Raw genomic sequence first — 18170 nt, forward strand, 5'->3', positions numbered from 1 at the left:
GGTCATGCTCCTGTGGTGGAACCGGGGCGGACGATCATCAGGACGGTCACCGCGGCCCACAGCAGGTTGAAGATCCCGGTGAACATCGCCAACCGCGCTGTCGCGCTGCGGTCGACGGGTGGCGACCCCTCGTCGAGCTGGGTCAGCAGGGCGTCCTGGCGCGGCAGCACCAGGAGCGCCAGGACGCCGGCGGCCACCGCGGTGAGCACGATGGAGACGATGAGCCAGGTGTCACCGAGGACACCCATGCTGCTGGCGGTGGCGAACCCGAAGACCGGGACCGCCAGCGCGATCGCGGCGTACACGCGGCAGATGCGGTGCAGGAGCCGGACCGTGGCGATGGACGGCGCGTCCGGGCCCGCCGCCTGGGCACGGCGAGCCGCGGCGGGCAGCATGCTGGCGGCGACGGTCACCGGACCGATCGCGACGATGGCGACCAGGACGTGGACGGCGAGGAGGAATTTCGTCATGACAGGACGCCGGGCTCCGGCTCTGCTGCGTCCGCCCGCTCACCGGTCACCGTGGCGGCGGGCAGACGTCCTGCCTTGGCTTTGCCGGTGAGCCGGTCGCCGTCGACGACAAGGGCGTACACGAGGTGGAGCCGCAAGGGCTTGGTGATGGATTGCTTCCACGGCAACCTGCCGCCGTAGACGGCGATGTCGGTCAGTGGTACCTCTTCGCCGGATCGCCGGTCGCGGGCCGTTCCGTGCCAGGACCCGTCCGGCCGCAGGAACCGTTCCGCCCTGACATGTTGTTTCCTCAGTGGGGTGTCGATCGTCGGATTCCGGATGCCTTCGGCAGTCACGTTGCAGATGCACTTTCGGTCGCGGAGTGGGAAAGGGTGGTTCGGAGGGCGAGAGCGGGGGCCTGTCCGCGGGTGGACCAGACGACGCCGCGTCGCTCGTGGGCGAAGAGCCGTTCCACGCTGTGGGCGACGCGCGGGTCGATCTCGCGCTCGAGGAGGTACAGGGCGAGATCGAGACCGGACGTGACGCCGGCCCCGGTGACGAGGTCTCCGTCGTCGACGACCCGGGCCTGTACGGGCCGGGTTCCGGTGGCCTCCAGCAGTTCGAGGCCCAGATGGTGGGTGGTCGCGTGACGGCCTTCGATCAGGCCGGCCAGGGCCAGGATCAGCGAACCGCCGCAGACCGTCGCGACGATGGTGTCCCCGCGACGCAGTGCCTCCTTCATCGGACCGGGCAGGCCGGTCTGCAGCGAACAACACGATCTGGGCAAGCACGGGCGGTCTCTCCTTCGTCCTTCTCAGCGGTGCCGCACCACACGCTAGGCGGACCGCCGGAGGCTTCCCATGGGCTGGAACGACAAATGCCAACGGGTTCTCGCCACGCTCCTGACATGCTCAATCCCACGGCAGAAGAGCTTGACCACTGCTTGAATCCTGTGGCGAGAACTCATCTATCGTGTACTGCATGCATACGGTCGCAGTCCTTGTCCTGGATCAGGTGGTGCCGTTCGACATGGCGACGCCCATCGAGGTGTTCGGGCGTACCCGCCTTCCCGACGGGCGCCGCCCGTACCGCGTGCGGGTCTGCGGCGCCACGCCGGAGGTGGCCAGCGAGACGTTCACCCTGCGCGTTCCCTGGGGTCTGGAGGCGCTGGCGGACGCGGACACGATCGTCGTCCCGGGCTGCTCGGAAGGCGCCCCGCCGCCGGGGCCCGAGGTTCTCGACGCCCTGCGCGCCGCGGCCGCTGCGGGCACCCGCATCGCCTCGATCTGCAGCGGCGCTTTCATCCTCGCGGCGACAGGCCTGCTGGACGGACTGCGCGCGACGACCCACTGGGTGGCGGCGGACCGGTTCGCCGAGCTGTTTCCTCTCGTCGACGTGCAGCCCGATGTCCTGTACGTCGACAACGGCCGGCTCCTCACCTCCGCCGGAGCGGCGGCCGGCCTGGACCTGTGCCTGTACATGATCCGCCGGGACCTGGGTTCCGCCGTGGCGGCCGACGCCGCCCGGCTGGCGGTCGTGCCGCTGGAACGGGAAGGCGGTCAGGCCCAGTTCATCGTCCATGAGCAGCCACCCGTACCGCGGGGATCGCTCCTGGAACCGGTGCTCTCCTGGATCGAGGACAACCTCGGACAGGACATCACCCTGGAAGCCATGGCGGCATGCGGTGGTATGAGTGAGCGGACCTTCAGCCGGCGGTTCCGGGAGCAGACCGGCACCACACCGCTGCAGTGGCTGCTGCGAGCACGCGTGCGCCGGGCACAGTTCCTGCTGGAGACCACCGACTACGCGGTGGAACGGATCGCGACGCAAGCGGGTTTCGGGTCACCGACCGCGTTCCGCGAGCGATTCAAACGGGTCGTCGGCGTGACTCCGTACGGCTACCGGTCCTCGTTCCGCCGTTCCGCCGCCTGAACCGACGGCAACGTCGACGCGGACGTCACGGGTGCACGGCAGGGTCCGGTCGGGGCGGGGCAGCCGGACGAGGAGCGTCTTCCCCTGCTCGTCGGCGTCGGTGTGCGTGTGGGTACTGCCCAGAGCCTCGGCGGCGAGCTCCGCCACCAGCCGCAGTCCCCAGCCGCCGCTTCCGTCGGCATGTGGTTCGGGAGTCGGGCGGGGGCAGTGGGGATGGCGGTCGTGCACGGCGACGATGAGACTGCGCGGGCCCAGCGCCAGGATGATGTCGGCGGTCGGCGACCGGTGCGCGGTGTGCTGAACGCTGTTGGTGAGCAGTTCGGTCAGGATGAACAGGGCCGTCTCCACCACCGGGTGCTCCACGTCCAGATCCCACGCTGCGAAGTGCGCCCGGGCGCGGCGCCGGGCGGTGGGCACCGACAGCGCGACGGTGGGCACGGTGAAGATGCGTTGGCGGAGCTGGGACTGGATGGAGACCGGCACAGCGCGGATCCTTCCGGTGGGGCGGCATCGAACCCGGGTGACGTGTCCGTAGGCCGAGCGGGGCCGTTTCGGAATGTTGCCGCTGGGGAGGCCGGTCCAGTGGTTCGAACGGACTGGCTGAAACCCACCGTAAACCGACCTCTTCCTGAGGGGAATGCCGGATAGTAGACATTGACCATAAGTAGACGCACCCATTTGGGGGTCCGGTGTCCGACGGTTTCCTGGCGCCCGTGGGGCTCGGCGAGGTCGAAAGCGCCCTCTACCTGCATCTTCTCTCCGCACCCCGCAGCACCGCCGCACAGCTGGCCGTACTGGACGGCTCGACCGCGGCCCGCATCCGTCCGGCCCTGGGCCGCCTGGCGGACGCCGGCCTGATCACCCGGCTGACGGGCTCACCCGTGCGCTACGTCGCGTCACCTCCCGAAGCGGCCGTCGGCTCACTCGCTTCCCGTCGGCAGCAGGAACTGGAAGAGCTCCGCGCGCACGTCCGCTCGCTCGCCCTGCGGTTCCAGGGCGCCGACGCGGGCCACCCCAGCGAGCTGGTCGAACTGGTGGAGGGCCGTGAGGCGCAGCTGAACCGTGTCGAGCAGATGCAGCTCGGCTCGGCGGAGGAGATGCAGGTCATCGACTGCCCTCCGTACTTCAGCAGCCCGACGTTCAACCCGATCGAATTCCAGCTGCTGCGGCGCGGGATCAGCTGCCGGGTGATCTACGACTCGGTGTCGCTCGAAGGGCGCATGCACTTCGTCCAGGACTGCATCGACGCGGGTGAGCAGGCCCGGAGCCTGCCGGCGGTGCGGATGAAGATGCTCATCGCGGACCGGCGCGCCGCGATGATCCCGCTGAACTTCGAGGCGACCGAGTCGATGGCGGCCCTGTTCGTCCACCCCTCTCCGCTCCTGACGGCCCTGGTCACCTGTTTCGACCTGCTGTGGGAACGGGCGACCCCGCTGGCGGTCGACAAGAAGGGCGCGGCAGGGGGACTGGCTCCCGCGGACCACGAGCTGCTGTCCATGCTGGCGGCCGGCATGAAGGACGCCACGATCACCCGCGCGCTCGGCATCACCCAGCGGACGATGACCCGCCGCGTGGCCCACCTGATGGACGCACTGGACGCGAAGACCCGCTTCCAGGCCGGCCTGCAGGCGGCCAAGCGCGGCTGGTTGTAGCCGGCACGGGGCCGGCCGCCGGGTGCCCCCAGCGGTCGGTCCGGTCCCGTCAGCCGATGGTGATGGTCTTGGCGATGCTGGGTACTCCGGCGGCGTTCAGGGCGAACAGCAGATAGGTGCCGGGCAGTGCCACGCCGGGGTCGGTGGGGACGGACAGTTCGTAGACCCCTGCCGATACCTGATGGGACGTCAGCGGCACACGTCGTTGGTCGTTGTCCGTGGAGTGGGTGGCCGCTCCGGTGCGGACGAGGGCGAAGGCCGTGACCGGCGTGCTGGTCGTGACGGTCAGCGTGGCGCCGTAGCCGGCCGTCGCGGGCGGGGTGTTGGTGATGGCCGGCCGCGGCCGTTGCGTGCCGTCGGGGTTGAGGAGATACGGCGGGGTGAAGATCGCTCCGTCGAAGTGGTTGGTGGCGCAGTCGCCGCACAGTCCGCCGCCGCCGGAGAAGATCCGGCCGTCGGGGAGCAGGTTCGCGACGCTGTGGTAGTTGCGGGGTACGGCCATCGTCGCCATGCGGGTGAAGGCGCCGGTGGCCGGGTTCCAGATCTCCGGTGTCATGGCCGAAGTGGCGTCGGAGAAGGGAACGGGCCGGGACTGGCCGCCGAAGACAGCGACCTTGCCGTCCGGCATGACGACGCTGTTGCTGAAGGAGCGGGCGAAGGCCATGTCGCCGGTGCGGGCGCTGACGGGCTGCGGGCCGGCGGTGAGATCTACGGTGTAGGCGCGGTTGGTGGCGTTGACGTTCTCGTACGCGGTGGCACCGCCGAGCGTGAGGAGCTTGCCGATGTCGTAGGCGACGGCGTTGCCGTTCATCGCGTCCGGGCTGTCGGCGCGCACGCCGGCCGGGGTGATGGTGCCGTTGCCGGTGGTGTCGATCCAGTTGAGCTGCTTGCCGGGCCCGAGCTGGAGCACCCGGCCGTTGGACGTGCCGTACAGCCACTGGTGGTTGTCGGCCCGGTAGGGCCCGGCGGGATCCGCCGTCATCGTGGTCGTGACCGGTACGCCGGGGAGTTTGCGCCAGGTGCCGGTCGCGGCGGACCAGACCTCGCCGTCCTTGCCTCCCTGGCCTCCGTTCCAGGATCCGCCGATGACGAAGGCGTCGCCGTTGGAGAGCAGCGTCATGGCCTGGTAGCCGCGGGGGATGTTCATGTCCGCGGTCGCGTTCCAGGTATCGGTGCGGGGGTCGTAGATGCTGGCGCGGGCGGCGTTGCTGCCACCGGTGACCATCACCCGGCCGTCGGCGAGCATCGCGATGCCGGGGCAGAACATGTCGTGACCGGTGTTGTCGACGCGCCGCTGGGTGACCTGGCCGGTGGTGAGATCCATGATGGCGGTCTGGGTGTAGCCGTTGCTGCCGCCGAAGCGGTCGGTGGCGTACGCCGACCAGGCGAGCAGCTTGTTGTTCGGCAGCAGCGCGGTGGCCACCGGTACGAGCGGGAAGCCGGTGACCGGGCTCCACAGGCCCGCGACGGCCGGGTCCGCGGGCCCGCTGAGGCGGATCTCGGCCGCGGAGGACCACGGTCCACGGCCGCCCGCCTCGCTGGTGGCGGTCAGACGCACGAACCTGGCGGTGGTCGGCGCCGTGAAGGTGGCGCTCTTGACCGTGTCGTCGTCCTTCCACGTCCCGGTGGCCAGCGGAGCCCCGAAGGTGACCCCGTCGAGACCGGCGGTCACGGTGTAGGCGCCGATCCGGCCGTTGGCCCCCGAGACGCGCGGCGTGTAACTCAGTGCGGAGACCCGCTGGTTGGCGTGCATGTCCAGCGTGATGGAGTGCGGCAGCGCGGTCGGGGTGCCGGACCACTTGCTGTGCCACAGGGTGGTGGCGTCGCCGTCCAGGACGTTGCCGGCGCGGTTGTTCTGCGCGGCGGTCTCCTCGTCGCTGGCCTTGGCCGTCCAGCCCGTGACGGGAAGTTCGACGACGGAGGCGGGCAGACCGGGATCGCCCAGCAGGTTGATCTCGGAGGCTGAGGTCCACGGGCCACGGTTTCCGGCCTCCGTCGAGGCGGTCAGCCGGACGAACCTGGTTCCCTGGGCGGCGAAGTTCAGCGTCTTGATGGTGCCGTCGTCGGGCAGGGTGCCGGTGGCCACGGGCCGCGTCCACGTCAGCCCGTCCGCGCTGAGCGCGATGGCGTAGACCCCGACCCGGCCGTTGGCACCGCTGCTGCGCGGCCGGTAGACGAGTGCGGACACCACGGCGGTGCGGTGCATGTCGATGGTGAGGCTGTGCGGCAGCGCGGTGGCGGGCGCCGTCCACTTGCTGTGCCACAACGTGGCGGCGTCGCCGTCCAGGACGTTGGCCGCCCGCCCGTTCTCCCCGACCGTCTCCTCGTCGCTCGCGGCCGCCGTCCAGCCGGCCCTGGACAGGACCGGAGCGATCGGCACCATGGCGGACGCCGGTGCGACACCGTGGTGCGGAGCGGGTGGCGGAGCCGTACCGCCCACCACGGGGACGGCGGGCCTGCCGTCCGCGACGGCAGGCCCGCCCGCCGCCAGGAACGGCACGAACGCGGCGGCGACCGCGGTGAGCGACGTCAGGATCAGCCACCGCGAGCGCAGGCGGAGCAGCCACGGCAAACGCGAGGTCAGAAACGGCACAACGGTCCCCCCAGACACGTCAGCGACCGCCGTGCCCCCCAATTGAACCCGGCGATGGCCCGACCGTGTCAGTAAGGAGCGCCACTGTAAAGAGGTCTTCGCCCGCCCCGGCTCTTCCAGGACGGGCGAGGACCGTCGGCTGCTACCACATGACGGGGAGCCGCTCGGGCATCCGCTTCATGAACCCGGTCCGCCATACGAGCTGTTCGACGGGGACGGCGAGCTGCAGGTCCGGCATCCGCTCCAGCAGGACTTCCAGGGCGATCTCGGTGTGCTTCTTGCCCAGCGCGGTGGCTGGGCAGTAGTGCTGGCCGCCGCCGAACGACAGATGCGCCGCGGTGTTCTCACGGCCGAGATCCAGTCGGTGCGGATCGGCGAACACCTCGGGGTCGAAGTTGGCGCCTTCGACGAGCACCAGGACCAGTTCGCCCTTCTTGACCTCCACATCCCCGAGCAGGACGTCCTCGAGGGCCAGCCGCGGCAGACCGTCACCGATCGACAGGTTGATCCGCAGCAACTCGTCGACCGCCGCAGGGATCCTGCTGGGGTCCTCGCGCAGTTCGGCCCAGGTCTCGGGGTGCTGGATGAGGGAGAACACCGCCATCGTCAGGAACGCCGAGGTCGAGATCACCCCCGCGCCGAACATCGTCACGCCGACCGTGGCGAGCATCTCGTCCGTGAGGTGGTCGTACTCCGGGTCCTTGCGCAGCGCGGCGATATCGGCCATCAGCCCGGTCGTCGCCGGGTCGTCCAGGCGCTCCACCATGTACGCCATGTCGCGGTCCCAGTTGAGCTTCGCACCGCTGACGGGGCAGGCGGAGTTCATGAACGCGATGTCCAGACTCGCGGCCAGCCGGGGAGCGTCGGCCTGCGGAATGCCCAGGATGCGGCAGTGCATCGCCTCCGAGTACGGATTGGAGAACTGCGCCCGCAGATCCACCGGAGCGCCCTGCGCCCGCAGCCCGTCGACCAGCCCGGCCGCGTGCGAACGCATCCAGTCCAGCAGGCCGTCGGCCTTCGGGTTGATGGCCTTGAGCACCGCTTTGCGAAGCCCCGCCCCCGTGATGTTGCCCATGTTGTTGACGACCTCGGGCGGGATCGTCAGGGCGTACTGCCTCGGCGCACCCGGCATCGAGGTGTCCTTGAGGCTGAACCGGGTGTCCTCCAGCACCTGCTTGCACAGGGCATGGGAGGAGACCAGCCACGCCTCGTCGCCGGCGATCGTCCGGACCCGCTTGACGGGCTCCTTGCGCAAGGCGTCGATCTCGTGCGGCAGTTGATCGCCGCGCCAGGAGAACGGGAAGTCGAGCAGCGTCCCGGCCTGTGGGTCGAGCAGCGTCTCAACGGACATCGGGGTCTCCTTGTGCGGGTGTGACGATGGCATGGCCCTGGTTGCGGGAGGCTCGCAGTCCGAATCCGCGCGAGTAGAGAAGTTCGGCCATCGGCAGGAGCTGGTGGTAGCAGTTGAGGGAGGAGGGAACCTCCAGGATGGCGGGGGTGTCCAGGAACAAGGGGGCCTCCGCGCATACGTACTTGAGGCACACTTCGCGCTGCCGCTCGGTGCTGGCCCTCCCATCCAGGACTTTGGACGTGAGGAAGGAGTCCACGAGCGTGTCGCAGGTCCTGCGGAACTCCGGATCGGTGTCCAGCAGAGCCCAGAGGCGGTCGTGGATTCTCCGGTAGGCCGGGATGTCCAGGAAATCCGACATGGCGTGGGCTCTGAGCCTCCCCTCGTAGGAGGCGGCTTCCACGGCATTGGTCACCTTGGCCCGCACGCCGCGCAGATTCTTGACGGCTTTGCGCCGGGCGTCATCGGGCGTATAGCCGGATGCCTCGTACATCTCGGCGACATGGAGGTCGGTATAGACGAAATCGACCTGCCGGAAGTTGTCGATGCCCCATCGGGCGAGATCCGTGATGCGCTGCGCAGAGAAGTAACTGTTTCCCGGCGACACACCGATAACGGCATGGTCGCCCTCGGCGCGGATCACCTGGCAGTGGGAGGTGTAGGGCTGCACCTCGAAGACTTCGGCCGCTGTCGCAACCGGTGTGCAGGACTGAATCTCGAAGATTTCGGTCGCTGTCGTCAACTGGAGAGCGTCCTTCGGTGTCGCTAGTCCCGGGGAGCCTTGTGCTCCTGGTGTGGCGACAATGCGAGAAGTTAGTGCCCGGCCACGGAGAGTGTCAACGGGGGATCCGGGTCGCGAGATGAACATGAATGGGACATGACGTCGCCTTGTATCAACACACCATGAGGGGTGATGAATTGCTGAGGATTCTCCGATTGATGGGGCGTCACCTCCGGGGTGGTCGGGCCATGGCGGTCGTTCAATGACGTGACCCTGTCGATTCCCGGCCGAGGGAGGGCGGGGCGGGAACGGATTGCGCCGCCTGCCGGTACTTCCGGAGGTCTCCCGGGTTGTTGCTACCATAGGAGAACGATGGTTCTCGATATGCGGGGAGATGGGTGGAAGTGCTGAGTCCCGAGCTGGCCGAGGCGCGTGTCCTGGACGCGGCCGAGACGCTGTTCTACGACCGCGGGATCCAGCTGGTGGGGATGGACGAGATCCGGTCCACCTCCGGTGTCTCCCTGAAGCGCCTGTATCAGCTGTACCCCTCCAAGGGGGACCTGGTCGAGGCGTACCTGCGGCGGCGGGACGAGGCCTGGCGGCGCCGGCTGGCCGAGTACGCCGATGCCCGGCCGTCGCCGCGCGAGAGCCTGCTGGCGGTCTTCGACTGGCTCCACGACTGGTTCGACGAGCCGGACTTCCGCGGTTGCGCCTTCATCAACTCGTTCGGTGAACTCGGCGCGACCTCGCCGGAAGTGGCCGCCATCGCCCGCGCCCACAAGGACGCCTTCCGGCGGTATCTCGCCGATCTCGTGGCCGCGGCCGGCGAACCGGCCTGGGTCGCCGATCACGTCGCCCTGCTGGCCGAGGGCGCCATCACCACGGCCGCGATCTCCGGCTCTCCCCAGCCCGCCCGCCAGGCAAAGGACGTGGTGCGCATCATCCTCGAATCCACCGGCGGCCCCCGCCCCGCCTGACCGGCGACGGCGAGTGGCCCCGCCGGGGCTCGGCGGGGCCCTCCTCGGACGGTGAAGGCCGTCCGGGCGGGCGGCGTCAGAGAGAGATGCGGCGCTCGTCGGCGGTGATGGCGAGGTCGTTGATGCTCGCGTAGCGGCGCCGCATCAGGCCGTTCTCGTCGAAGTCCCAGTTCTCGTTGCCGTAACTGCGGTACCACTGGCCCTGGTCGGTGTGCCATTCGTACTCGAAGCGCACCGCGATGCGGTGGTCGGTGTAGGCCCAGAGTTCCTTGCGGAGCCGGTAGTCCAGCTCCCGCTCCCACTTGGCGCGCAGGAACTCCACGATCTCGGCCCGGCCGGTGATGAACACGTCGCGATTGCGCCACTCGGAATCCTCGGTGTACCCGAGCGAGACCCGCTCCGGATCACGGCTGTTCCAGGCGTCCTCGGCGGCCCTTACTTTCTGCTGGGCGCTCTCGGCGGTGAACGGCGGCAGTGGCGGCCTCTGCTCGGACATGATGTATCCCTTCCCATGGGAGAACCAGCGTTCTCCTCACTTCGCAGCTTAGGAGAACGCTGGTTCTCGCGCAAGGTCCGGCCTGGTTGGCGAACGGTTCGCCCGGCCTGGGCGCCGATCGTCGCCGGCGCCGCGCGGGGGCGAAACGGTCACCCTCCATGGTCAGGCGGACCGCGCCCGAACCCGTGGCGCTGGTGCTCGGCGACCCCGCCGCGGCCGGCGCGCTCAGCTCAGTCGGTCGAGAACGTCAGGCCACCATTCGGGCCTCTCCCGCCAGGTCCGCCAGCTGTCACCACTGTCCAGGACCGTATGCAGGGCCCCTTCAAGGTCGAGTGCCTGCCGCCCGGCGACCTCCCGCACGATCACGACAGCCGCCATCAGGCCGTCCCAGCCGCCTCCCGCGAGGTGCCCGAGGGCCGGCGCAGGGTCGTTGCCGGCGGTCGCACGGGTCGACTCGATCAGTGGTCCCAGCCAGCGGACCCATCGGTCGTACGTGTCCTCGCCGGGTGGTTCCGAGGCGGTGAGCAACGGCGTCAGAGCCCGCAGGAGCCGGTCCCGGTACTCCGCGGCGGTTCCCGCCACCTGTGCATACTCGGCCGTGAAGTGCTCCCAGCCCTGCTCGACGGCCAGTGTCTCGGTCCACGAGGAGCTGGGAGGCCGCAATCCCTCGACGCCGGTCAGGACGAAGGTGTTCCGAACCAGTTCGTACGGCGGAGGAGCGCTCTCGGCCAGCAACACGGCGTCGTACAGGTCCTTGCCCTGCGGGTGGAGGTCGGTGATGAGCCACAGGAGTTTCCAGGCAAGTGACAGAGCCGGCGACGCGGCCCAGAGACGGCAGCCGGGACCGTCTCCCAGCGGCCGGAGCTCGGTGAGCTCCGCCGGGGCCGGCAGGGTCTCGTTGAACACCAGGTCGAGCTGAACGGTCCCGCCGGCGCATCCGGGCGGCGCCGTCCAGGGCAGGAGCATGCGACGACCGGGCACCCGGTCGTAGGTCCAGATCTCCTCGGTGATCATGCTGTCCGCATGGATGCGGACGGCGCTGTCGGCGCCGGCGGCCGCCGCGTCCCGCGCGATTCCGAAGAACAGTTCCGTGGTGCGCGGTTCGTCCAGCCGCCAGTCCTGAGGGACGACGACGAAGTCCAGGTCGCCCGGGTCGCGGGCCGCTTCCTTGAACCACGTGGCCATCAACACGCTGCCGCGCAGCACCAGATGCTGTGTCCAGGGACCGTTCGCGATCGAGGCGAGCACGACATCGAGCACGGTCCTGCGCGCCTGATGCCAGAGCCGCCCCGCCTCCTCGTCCGCGAACCGCGGCTCGCCCGCCCGGTACGCGTTGGAGAACTGCTTCAGAGCGGGCTCGAAGACCAACGACTGGCTCATCCCGTCGGGCGACGGCAGCAAGGTTCGGGGGAAGTCCCCGCGGAGCCGGGTCTCCTCGTCGAGAGGGGAGTGCGGAATATCGACAGGGCTGCCCCGCAGCTGTGCCCAGTCGTCGGCGCTGTCCGTCGGTGACATCAACGTGAGACCTCCTGAGATATCCAACCGTCGTCCAGAGAGAGGTTGGTGTCGTGCAGGACGAACTCCCGCTCCACCTCGAGCACATGGGAGTCGGCTGCGTTCAGATCGTGGAGCAGCGCGGTCAGCCGCCGTTCGGCAGTGCCTCGACCGACGCCCCGGCACCGCTGAGTGATGAAGCGCTCCTCCAGGTCGTCCTCGCGAACACGTCGGGCGTTCCATGAGACGTGCGCGATGTGGGGGCGGGCCAGCCGCTCCAGCAGCAGCCGGTCGTGCCGGGTGGGAAGCAGCAACTTCACATGGTGCTCGAAGTACAGGTCGGGTTCGAGAGCGGCGGCCGCGGCGTCGTCCTGCGGCACCCCGGCGGCCCAGGGGACGGCCTCCGTCTTGATCCGGACGGCCCGGTAGCCGTCCGCCGCCAGTTCGGCCGCGACGCCCGTGGCGTTCTCCACGTGTTCCGTGGCCGATCCCGCGCCCCGGAGGTTCAGCATGGGCTGGGAGCGGGTCCGGCCACGGGCGAGCACGATATGGGCGAAACTCAATCCGCGGTACGCGGCCCAGTCCGCCAGCCGGGCGATCCCGGTCCCGGCAGCCGGGCATGCCACCGTGATGTGTGTCTCCAGGGCGCCGCGGACGTCGGGAACCGACGCCACGGCTTGGTGATGCTGCTGACCGGACATCCCTGGACGATGACAGGCCGGTGTCCGGACAGCCAGCCGATATCGGCGCGGCACGCACTTCGGTCCGCCCCGCGGGACTGCCGGTAGTCCCACCGACGCGAACCTTCGACCCCTCCGGTCTACTGCTGCGCTTTCCTCGCCACGTAGATGGTGTTGGTCGCCGTTCCCTCCTGCAGCGGATTATCGAAGTGGACGACGTGGGCCTCCGGTTCCGCGAAGACCTCCGCGAGGACGGAGTTGAACTCCTCGTCCGGCGGGTCGTTCGACCAGAGGGCGAAGACACCGTCGGGGTGGAGGCGATCGGCGAGAGAGCGCAGTCCCGCAGGCCGGTAGAGCGCCGCGTGCCGCGGGTGCAGGACGTGGCGCGGTGAGTGGTCGACGTCCAGCAGGATGGCGTGGAAGCGGCGGTCCGGTGTGCGGGGGTCCAGGCCGGTGGAGTCGCCGACCATCGCGAAGAAGTCGCCCTGGACCAGACGGCAGCGGGGGTCGGATGCCAGCCCGGCACCCAGCGGGACCAAGCCGCGCCGGTGCCAGTCGATCACCTCGCCGAGCGTGTCGACGACGATGAGTGAACGCACCCGCGGGTCGTCCAGCGCCGCCCGAGCGGTGTACCCGAGACCGAGGCCGCCCACGACGACATCCAGTTGGGCGTCGTCCGGAAGGGGTGCGAGTCCGAGCCGGGTGAGCGCGATCTCGCCCGCGGTGAAGAGGCTGGACATCAGGAACTCGTCGCCGAGCTTCACCTCGTACACCTCCTCGCCGGACACAGGGTCACGTCGGCGCCGCAGACTGATGTCGCCCATCGGCGTGGGCTGCCAGTCGATCTCCTCGAAACGCGCGCTCATCCGTTCGCCCTTCTGGTGCCGGGCTGGCGGGAGAATGCCCGGCAAATCCGAAACGCCCACTCTCTCATGGCAAGGGACCTGACTCTGTCGTGTGGCGAGGGATCAACATGGTCCCGATGGGAGCGATGATTCCGGAGCGGCGCCGCAGTCTTCATTGCCGTACACCCGGAGCGAGGAAGAGGAGCGAGTCCCATGCGCATCGTCATCAGTGAGTTCATGAGCCTGGACGGCGTCGTACAGGCGCCCGGCGGTCCCGAGGAGGACACCGACGGCGGGTTCGCGCACGGCGGCTGGTCGCACCCGTTCTTCGATCCGGAGGTGGTGGGGGGTGCCTTCTCCGACGCGTTGGCCAAGGCTGAGGCGCTGCTGTTCGGGCGCAGCACATGGCAGACAATGGCCGCGGCGTGGCCCGAGCGGGCGGGCGACCCGTTCGCCGATCAGATGAATGCCATTCCGAAGCACGTCGTGTCCGGGACGCTCAAGGACGACGACCTGACATGGAGCAACACCACACTCATCCCCGGCGATCAGGCGGTCTCCCGTATCCGGGAGCTGCGGGACGCCGAGGGTGGCGACCTGCTGGTCATGGGGAGCCCGACGCTCGCGCGCACCCTTCTGGGTGAGGGCCTGATCGACGAACTCCGCCTCATGATCATGCCGGTGCTTCTCGGCGGAGGTAAGAAGATCTTCCTTGACGACGGTGTAGTGCGCACGCTCGAGTTGGTGTCCACCGCCATCAGTGACGCGGGCGTGCACGTGTGCACCTACCGGCCGGTTGCCGGGCGGTAGCGCAAGGTCGGCTGGGATCGGCCCGGGTCGGATCTGGTCGGACAGGCGAGCGACGGCGCGAGCGCGCCCCCAAGTGCGGTATGCCCGGCCAGGTTCGGGCATGCCGCACAGCCGTCTGCCGGATGCGTGTGAGACGTTGACAACGAGCACCGGAACCCGGATCAGGGGGACCGGACCGGCGGTTGCAGCATCGCGCCGGCGCACCAGGGCAGGAGGGCTTGACGTGAGTCTGACGGGGACATCGTTCTGGGTCGTGCTCATCATCGTGACGCTGCTGATGGTCATCGGCACGATGCTCCTGTGGGCGAGGATTCCCGGACCGCGCCTGGTGCGGGCACTCACCCGGCTGGTCATGATCCTGCTGTGCCAGCTCACCGCGATCTCGGTGGTGGCCGTATGGATGAACAACAGCTACGGCCTCTACTCCTCCTGGGACGACCTGCTCGGCACCCCCGACAACAGCAACACCATCGCGATGCCCGGCCCGCCCGTGACCCGCGCCCAGTTCAACCGCAGCGACAACGGGATTCTGGACACCTACTTCCATGGAACGCACTCCAAACTCTCCGGGCAGGTCATCGTCTGGACCCCTCCGCAGTACGACGATCCCACGTTCCGCTCCACCCGCTTCCCCGTCCTGATGCTGCTGCACGGAGTGCCGGGATCACCTCAGTCGTGGCTGGAGCACGGCGGTATGCCCGACGCCTTCCAGAAGATGGTGGACGCCCACCAGTCGCATCCGTTCATCCTGGCCATGCCGGTGATCAACCCGGGCAGCGTCGATACGGACTGCAGCGATGCGCCGGACCGCAAGGTCGCCACCTGGCTCGCGGCGGACGTCCCTGAGTTGCTGCGGGAGAAGTTCCGTACGGTGCCCGGTCCCCACGGCTGGGGGGTGATGGGGTTCTCCACCGGCGGTTACTGCGCCGCGAAGCTCCCGCTGCAGTACCCACGGGTGTTCGGCGCCGGCGCCGCGCTCGATCCCGACCCGCTGACCGGCGACCCGTCCGTCCTGCCCGACCCGGCCCTGCGGGAGCGCAACAGCCCGACCCACCTGGTCGCGGGTTCCGGAGCGGACGTGGGGATCTTCCTCGCGACCTCGGCGCAGGACCGCGACAGCCCGCCGGCCTCCATCGAGCAGTTCGTCCTTGCGGCTCAGGGCAGCAAGGTGCGGGTGAAGACCATGCTGCTCGCGACCGGTGGTCACAACTACGGCACCTGGATCAGCGAGTACCCGGCAGCGATCGGCTGGCTCAGCCAGCAACTGGCCGGCCCGCAACAGGCTCCGTCGCCGAAGAAATAGCCGGTAGCCGCGAGCCACACAGGCGGCGCCACCCCGGCGCATGACAGGTCGAGCGGGCAGGAGCCTCAGCTGCGGTGGCGGAGGTCCAGCATGTAGAAGACCTTGTCGTAGCGGCGTTCACCGACGGCGACGAAGCCGGGGAGGCGGCCGTACTCCGTGAAGCCCAGCGACCGGTAGAGGTGCAGGGCACCGCTGTTGTCGCCGCGGGCGTCCAGGGTGAGGACCTCGATTCCCGCCCGCCGGGCGTCGGAGATCAGGGCGGCGGTCAGCGTCCGGCCGACGCCACGGCCGTGGGCGGCTGCATCCACCGCGAGCTTCTCCAGGTCGGCGTGCGGCCGGTGGGTCGGTCGCGCGTAGCGCAGCCAGTACCCCAACCCGACGAGCCGGTGGCCGAGATAGGCCGCACGCAGTGCCGCGTCACCGGCGTGCACCGCGGCGACCACGTGATGGAGGAGTTCGGCCACTTCGTCGCGCGACGGAGGTTCGACCCAGCCGAGTGCGGCACCTCCACGGACCAGGTCGGCCAGAATCCGATGGGCCGACTCGGCGAACCGGGCGTCCCGCTCCGGATCGGACGCCAGTTCCGTCACGTCGAGGACGACGGGCTCGGCGGCCCCGTCGTCGGTCATGGCCGTATTCATAGCAGGCAGCCTAGCCAGCCACCGGGCCCTGGCTCGAACAGGGAAGACCAGGCCGGCCCTATTCATCGGCTGTTCGGACGGAATGGATGGCCGCCAGTGTCGGCCGGAATTTCGCCGACATTCGGCCAACTTTACGGCGGCCGCGCCTGGGAGCAACTATGCGGAATCGATTCCTCCTCCATTCATCGGCGTGAACGTCCCTCTTGACACCCGAAAACACGGAACGACATCATCTCGTGGTCGCGTTACGGTGAGGCGTGGCGACCATTTCACATCGACGGTCGAACGCCGTCGATAACCTCGGGGGAGGATGAACAATGGGTATTCTCGAACCAACGGAAGGTCCGCTTCAGCAGGCTGAAATCGAACGCTCGGGAAGGCGGGTCTTCCTGGCCAGGACGCTGGGTGTGACGGCCGGCCTCCTCGCGGTCGCGGCGACCGGTGAGGCACATGCTGCCACGGCATCGCGGACGCCGACGCCCACGAAGTCCGCCGGCAACTCCTCCGCCCAGGCCGGTGCGGCCCTGGCGGGGCAGGCGGACTGGCGCTTCTGCAGCAAGTGCTACGGGATGTACTTCTGGGGCTATCCGACCGACGGCGTCTGTCCGGCCGGTGGAGCTCACGCCGCTCAGGGGTACAACTTCGTCCTCCCGCACGATGTGCCCGCCACGCCGACAACGCAGGCCAATTGGCGCTTCTGCTCCAAGTGCTTCGGCATGTTCTTCTGGGGATATCCGGACAACGGCCACTGTCCGGCCGGTGGAGCTCACGCCGCTCAGGGGTACAACTTCGTGCTCCAGCACGATGTGGCCGAAACGCCCACGGCCCAGGCCTACTGGCGCTTCTGCGCGAAGTGCTACGGAATGTTCTTCTGGGGCTATCCGTCGAAGGGCCACTGCGCCACCGGCGGTGAGCACAACGCGGCTGGATACAACTTCGTCCTTCAGCATTCCTGAGGGGCTGCGAAGGCATGGAGACGCCGGTGGTTCGGGATGGCCCTGCCAGGTCACCCCGAACCACCGGCGTTTCGCTGTCCGGAGCCGGGCGGTACCGGCCGTCAGGCCGGCTCGGGCATCGGCCCGGCTACCGCCGTTCGGACGGGGTGATCGTCGCCGTGGCAGGATGTCCGGCACGAGCGCAGGACGGCACCGCGAACGAAGGACAGCATGATGACATCGGGCGGCGGTAACGCCTCGCGGGCCGTGCTGGCTACGTGGCCCACCCCGCTCGAACCCATGCCGCGGCTGGCCGCCGCACTGGGCCTCGGCCCGGACGACCTGTGGGTCAAACGGGACGATCTCATCGGCCTGGGCGGCGGCGGGAACAAGGTGCGCAAGCTGGAGTGGCTCTGCGGCGCGGCACACGACGCCGGCGCGACGGTGCTGGTGACCACGGGCGCTCCGCAGAGCAACCACGCGCGGCTGACCGCGGCTGCCGCCGCCCGGCTGGGGCTCGACGCCGTCCTCGTCCTCGTCGGCACACCCCGATCGCCGGGGTCCGGCAACCTCGTACTCGACGCCCTGTTCGGCGCGACCGTCGTATGGGCCGGTGATGTCGGCGCCGAGGCGCTCAAGGCCGCGGCCGAGCAGGTGGCCGAGGAATTGCGGGGGAGGGGCGCCGTTCCGGCACTCATCCCCTTCGGGGGTTCCAGCGTGGTGGGTGCGCGCGGCTACGTCGAATGCGGGCGCGAACTCCTCGCGCAGGCCCCCGACCTGTCGACCGTCGTCACCGCACTCGGCTCCGGCGGCACGATGGCCGGCCTCGTCGATTCCCTGGGCTCCGCGCGAGTGCTGGGCGTCCACTGCGGCGCCGTCGCGGATCCGGCCGGCACCGTGGCCGAGCTCGTCTCAGGACTGAGCGGGGAACGCTGTGCGCCGGAGACCCTGCGGGTACGGCTCGACCAGGTCGGCGACGGCTACGGCACACTGACGGATGAGGTCATGGAAGCCCTGCTGCTGGCCGCCAGGACCGAAGGCATGGTGCTCGATCCCATCTACACGGGACGGGCGATGGCCGGCCTGATCGCGGCGGTCCGGGACGGCGACATCGTCCCCGGACACCGCACGGTCTTCCTGCACTCGGGCGGCCTGCCGGGCCTCTACGGCCATCCGCAGACGCTCGACAGAGCAGCGGCCGCACTGACCATCGGAACGATCAGCGGATGAGGACGATGTCGCGCGGCAGGCCGTCGAGTTGGTCGTCGACAGGGCCCTCGAGCATCGCTCTCGC

Annotated in this window: 18 protein-coding genes and 1 pseudogene; 7 read left to right on the top strand and 12 right to left on the bottom strand. The window is 69.3% G+C overall.

Annotated elements, in window-relative coordinates:
• Positions 1-2: 2 nt before the first annotated feature.
• The 3 genes and pseudogenes from G3I60_RS01110 to G3I60_RS01120 all read right to left on the bottom strand — a co-directional run.
• Positions 3-470 carry a DUF2269 family protein gene (locus G3I60_RS01110; RefSeq protein WP_138351499.1) on the bottom strand — a complete coding sequence of 156 codons (468 nt, stop codon included), beginning with the start codon at positions 468-470 and terminating at the stop codon, positions 3-5.
• The gene (locus tag G3I60_RS01115) at positions 467-805 is read right to left on the bottom strand and encodes a hypothetical protein (protein ID WP_164292603.1); all 339 of its coding nucleotides are present in this window, start codon (positions 803-805) and stop codon (positions 467-469) included. Before G3I60_RS01115 ends, G3I60_RS01110 begins: the two co-directional genes overlap by 4 nt.
• Positions 802-1218, bottom strand: a pseudogene (locus G3I60_RS01120) (DJ-1/PfpI family protein); the annotation flags it as partial. The pseudogene G3I60_RS01120 and the gene G3I60_RS01115, both read right to left, overlap by 4 nt.
• Positions 1219-1430: 212 nt before the next feature.
• On the opposite strand from G3I60_RS01120, the gene G3I60_RS01125 reads away from it, so the two are divergent.
• Complete coding sequence (locus tag G3I60_RS01125) at positions 1431-2381, top strand: GlxA family transcriptional regulator (protein WP_164292602.1); 951 nt, start codon at positions 1431-1433, stop codon at positions 2379-2381.
• Here G3I60_RS01125 and G3I60_RS01130 read toward each other — a convergent pair.
• Positions 2292-2864, bottom strand: a complete 573-nt coding sequence (locus G3I60_RS01130; protein WP_164292601.1) for an ATP-binding protein — start codon at positions 2862-2864, stop codon at positions 2292-2294. The genes G3I60_RS01125 and G3I60_RS01130 overlap by 90 nt on opposite strands.
• A gap of 206 nt (positions 2865-3070) precedes the next feature.
• On the opposite strand from G3I60_RS01130, the gene G3I60_RS01135 reads away from it, so the two are divergent.
• Entirely contained in the window at positions 3071-4033 is a 963-nt protein-coding gene (locus G3I60_RS01135; RefSeq protein ID WP_138351503.1) for a helix-turn-helix domain-containing protein, read from the top strand.
• Positions 4034-4082: 49 nt separating this feature from the next.
• On the opposite strand, the gene G3I60_RS01140 is transcribed toward G3I60_RS01135, so the two are convergent.
• The 3 genes from G3I60_RS01140 to G3I60_RS01150 form a co-directional block, all read right to left on the bottom strand.
• Positions 4083-6626: a discoidin domain-containing protein gene (locus tag G3I60_RS01140; RefSeq protein WP_343240781.1), complete on the bottom strand. Its 2544-nt coding sequence runs from the start codon at positions 6624-6626 to the stop codon at positions 4083-4085.
• A 142-nt stretch (positions 6627-6768) separates the two neighbouring features.
• Positions 6769-7977: a cytochrome P450 gene (locus G3I60_RS01145; RefSeq protein WP_138351504.1), complete on the bottom strand. Its 1209-nt coding sequence runs from the start codon at positions 7975-7977 to the stop codon at positions 6769-6771.
• On the bottom strand, positions 7967-8716 hold the full coding sequence (locus G3I60_RS01150; protein WP_239069441.1) for a tRNA-dependent cyclodipeptide synthase: 750 nt from the start codon (positions 8714-8716) through the stop codon (positions 7967-7969). The genes G3I60_RS01145 and G3I60_RS01150 overlap by 11 nt, the downstream gene beginning before the upstream one ends.
• A gap of 383 nt (positions 8717-9099) precedes the next feature.
• Here G3I60_RS01150 and G3I60_RS01155 point away from each other — a divergent pair, with 383 nt between their 5' ends.
• Positions 9100-9672, top strand: coding sequence for a TetR/AcrR family transcriptional regulator (locus G3I60_RS01155; RefSeq protein ID WP_164292879.1), 573 nt, complete (start codon positions 9100-9102; stop codon positions 9670-9672).
• 76 nt (positions 9673-9748) lie between these two features.
• Here the strand turns inward: G3I60_RS01155 and G3I60_RS01160 are convergent, their stop codons facing one another.
• The 4 genes from G3I60_RS01160 to G3I60_RS01175 form a co-directional block, all read right to left on the bottom strand.
• The gene (locus tag G3I60_RS01160) at positions 9749-10168 is read right to left on the bottom strand and encodes a nuclear transport factor 2 family protein (protein ID WP_138351506.1); all 420 of its coding nucleotides are present in this window, start codon (positions 10166-10168) and stop codon (positions 9749-9751) included.
• A 225-nt stretch (positions 10169-10393) separates the two neighbouring features.
• The gene (locus G3I60_RS01165; protein WP_164292599.1) at positions 10394-11683 is read right to left on the bottom strand and encodes a nucleotidyl transferase AbiEii/AbiGii toxin family protein; all 1290 of its coding nucleotides are present in this window, start codon (positions 11681-11683) and stop codon (positions 10394-10396) included.
• Positions 11683-12363, bottom strand: coding sequence for a hypothetical protein (locus G3I60_RS01170; protein ID WP_164292598.1), 681 nt, complete (start codon positions 12361-12363; stop codon positions 11683-11685). The genes G3I60_RS01165 and G3I60_RS01170 overlap by 1 nt, the downstream gene beginning before the upstream one ends.
• Positions 12364-12482: 119 nt before the next feature.
• A complete protein-coding gene (locus G3I60_RS01175) occupies positions 12483-13208 on the bottom strand; it encodes a spermidine synthase (protein WP_164292597.1) in 726 nt (241 codons plus the stop codon).
• A 192-nt stretch (positions 13209-13400) separates the two neighbouring features.
• Here G3I60_RS01175 and G3I60_RS01180 point away from each other — a divergent pair, with 192 nt between their 5' ends.
• Positions 13401-13997, top strand: a complete 597-nt coding sequence (locus G3I60_RS01180; protein WP_164292596.1) for a dihydrofolate reductase family protein — start codon at positions 13401-13403, stop codon at positions 13995-13997.
• Between the two features lie 223 nt (positions 13998-14220).
• On the top strand, positions 14221-15300 hold the full coding sequence (locus G3I60_RS01185; protein WP_164292595.1) for an alpha/beta hydrolase-fold protein: 1080 nt from the start codon (positions 14221-14223) through the stop codon (positions 15298-15300).
• Between the two features lie 65 nt (positions 15301-15365).
• Here G3I60_RS01185 and G3I60_RS01190 read toward each other — a convergent pair whose 3' ends face one another.
• Positions 15366-15929, bottom strand: a complete 564-nt coding sequence (locus tag G3I60_RS01190; protein ID WP_164292594.1) for a GNAT family N-acetyltransferase — start codon at positions 15927-15929, stop codon at positions 15366-15368.
• Between the two features lie 419 nt (positions 15930-16348).
• Here G3I60_RS01190 and G3I60_RS01195 point away from each other — a divergent pair, with 419 nt between their 5' ends.
• Together G3I60_RS01195 and G3I60_RS01200 are read left to right on the top strand one after the other, a co-directional pair.
• Complete coding sequence (locus G3I60_RS01195) at positions 16349-16897, top strand: hypothetical protein (protein WP_164292593.1); 549 nt, start codon at positions 16349-16351, stop codon at positions 16895-16897.
• A gap of 210 nt (positions 16898-17107) precedes the next feature.
• Complete coding sequence (locus G3I60_RS01200; protein WP_239069442.1) at positions 17108-18106, top strand: pyridoxal-phosphate dependent enzyme; 999 nt, start codon at positions 17108-17110, stop codon at positions 18104-18106.
• The last annotated feature ends 64 nt before the right edge of the window (positions 18107-18170 follow it).

The organism is Streptomyces sp. SID13666, assembly GCF_010548325.1.
In the GTDB taxonomy this organism is placed as follows: domain Bacteria; phylum Actinomycetota; class Actinomycetes; order Streptomycetales; family Streptomycetaceae; genus Actinacidiphila; species Actinacidiphila fildesensis.

Coding starts and splice junctions, on each gene's coding strand:
- G3I60_RS01110 (WP_138351499.1), bottom strand. CDS start 470: ATGACGAAATTCCTCCTCGCCGTCCACGTCCTGGTCGCCATCGTCGCG.
- G3I60_RS01125 (WP_164292602.1), top strand. CDS start 1,431: ATGCATACGGTCGCAGTCCTTGTCCTGGATCAGGTGGTGCCGTTCGAC.
- G3I60_RS01145 (WP_138351504.1), bottom strand. CDS start 7,977: ATGTCCGTTGAGACGCTGCTCGACCCACAGGCCGGGACGCTGCTCGAC.
- G3I60_RS01160 (WP_138351506.1), bottom strand. CDS start 10,168: ATGTCCGAGCAGAGGCCGCCACTGCCGCCGTTCACCGCCGAGAGCGCC.
- G3I60_RS01165 (WP_164292599.1), bottom strand. CDS start 11,683: ATGTCACCGACGGACAGCGCCGACGACTGGGCACAGCTGCGGGGCAGC.
- G3I60_RS01170 (WP_164292598.1), bottom strand. CDS start 12,363: ATGTCCGGTCAGCAGCATCACCAAGCCGTGGCGTCGGTTCCCGACGTC.
- G3I60_RS01175 (WP_164292597.1), bottom strand. CDS start 13,208: ATGAGCGCGCGTTTCGAGGAGATCGACTGGCAGCCCACGCCGATGGGC.
- G3I60_RS01180 (WP_164292596.1), top strand. CDS start 13,401: ATGCGCATCGTCATCAGTGAGTTCATGAGCCTGGACGGCGTCGTACAG.
- G3I60_RS01190 (WP_164292594.1), bottom strand. CDS start 15,929: ATGACCGACGACGGGGCCGCCGAGCCCGTCGTCCTCGACGTGACGGAA.
- G3I60_RS01200 (WP_239069442.1), top strand. CDS start 17,108: ATGATGACATCGGGCGGCGGTAACGCCTCGCGGGCCGTGCTGGCTACG.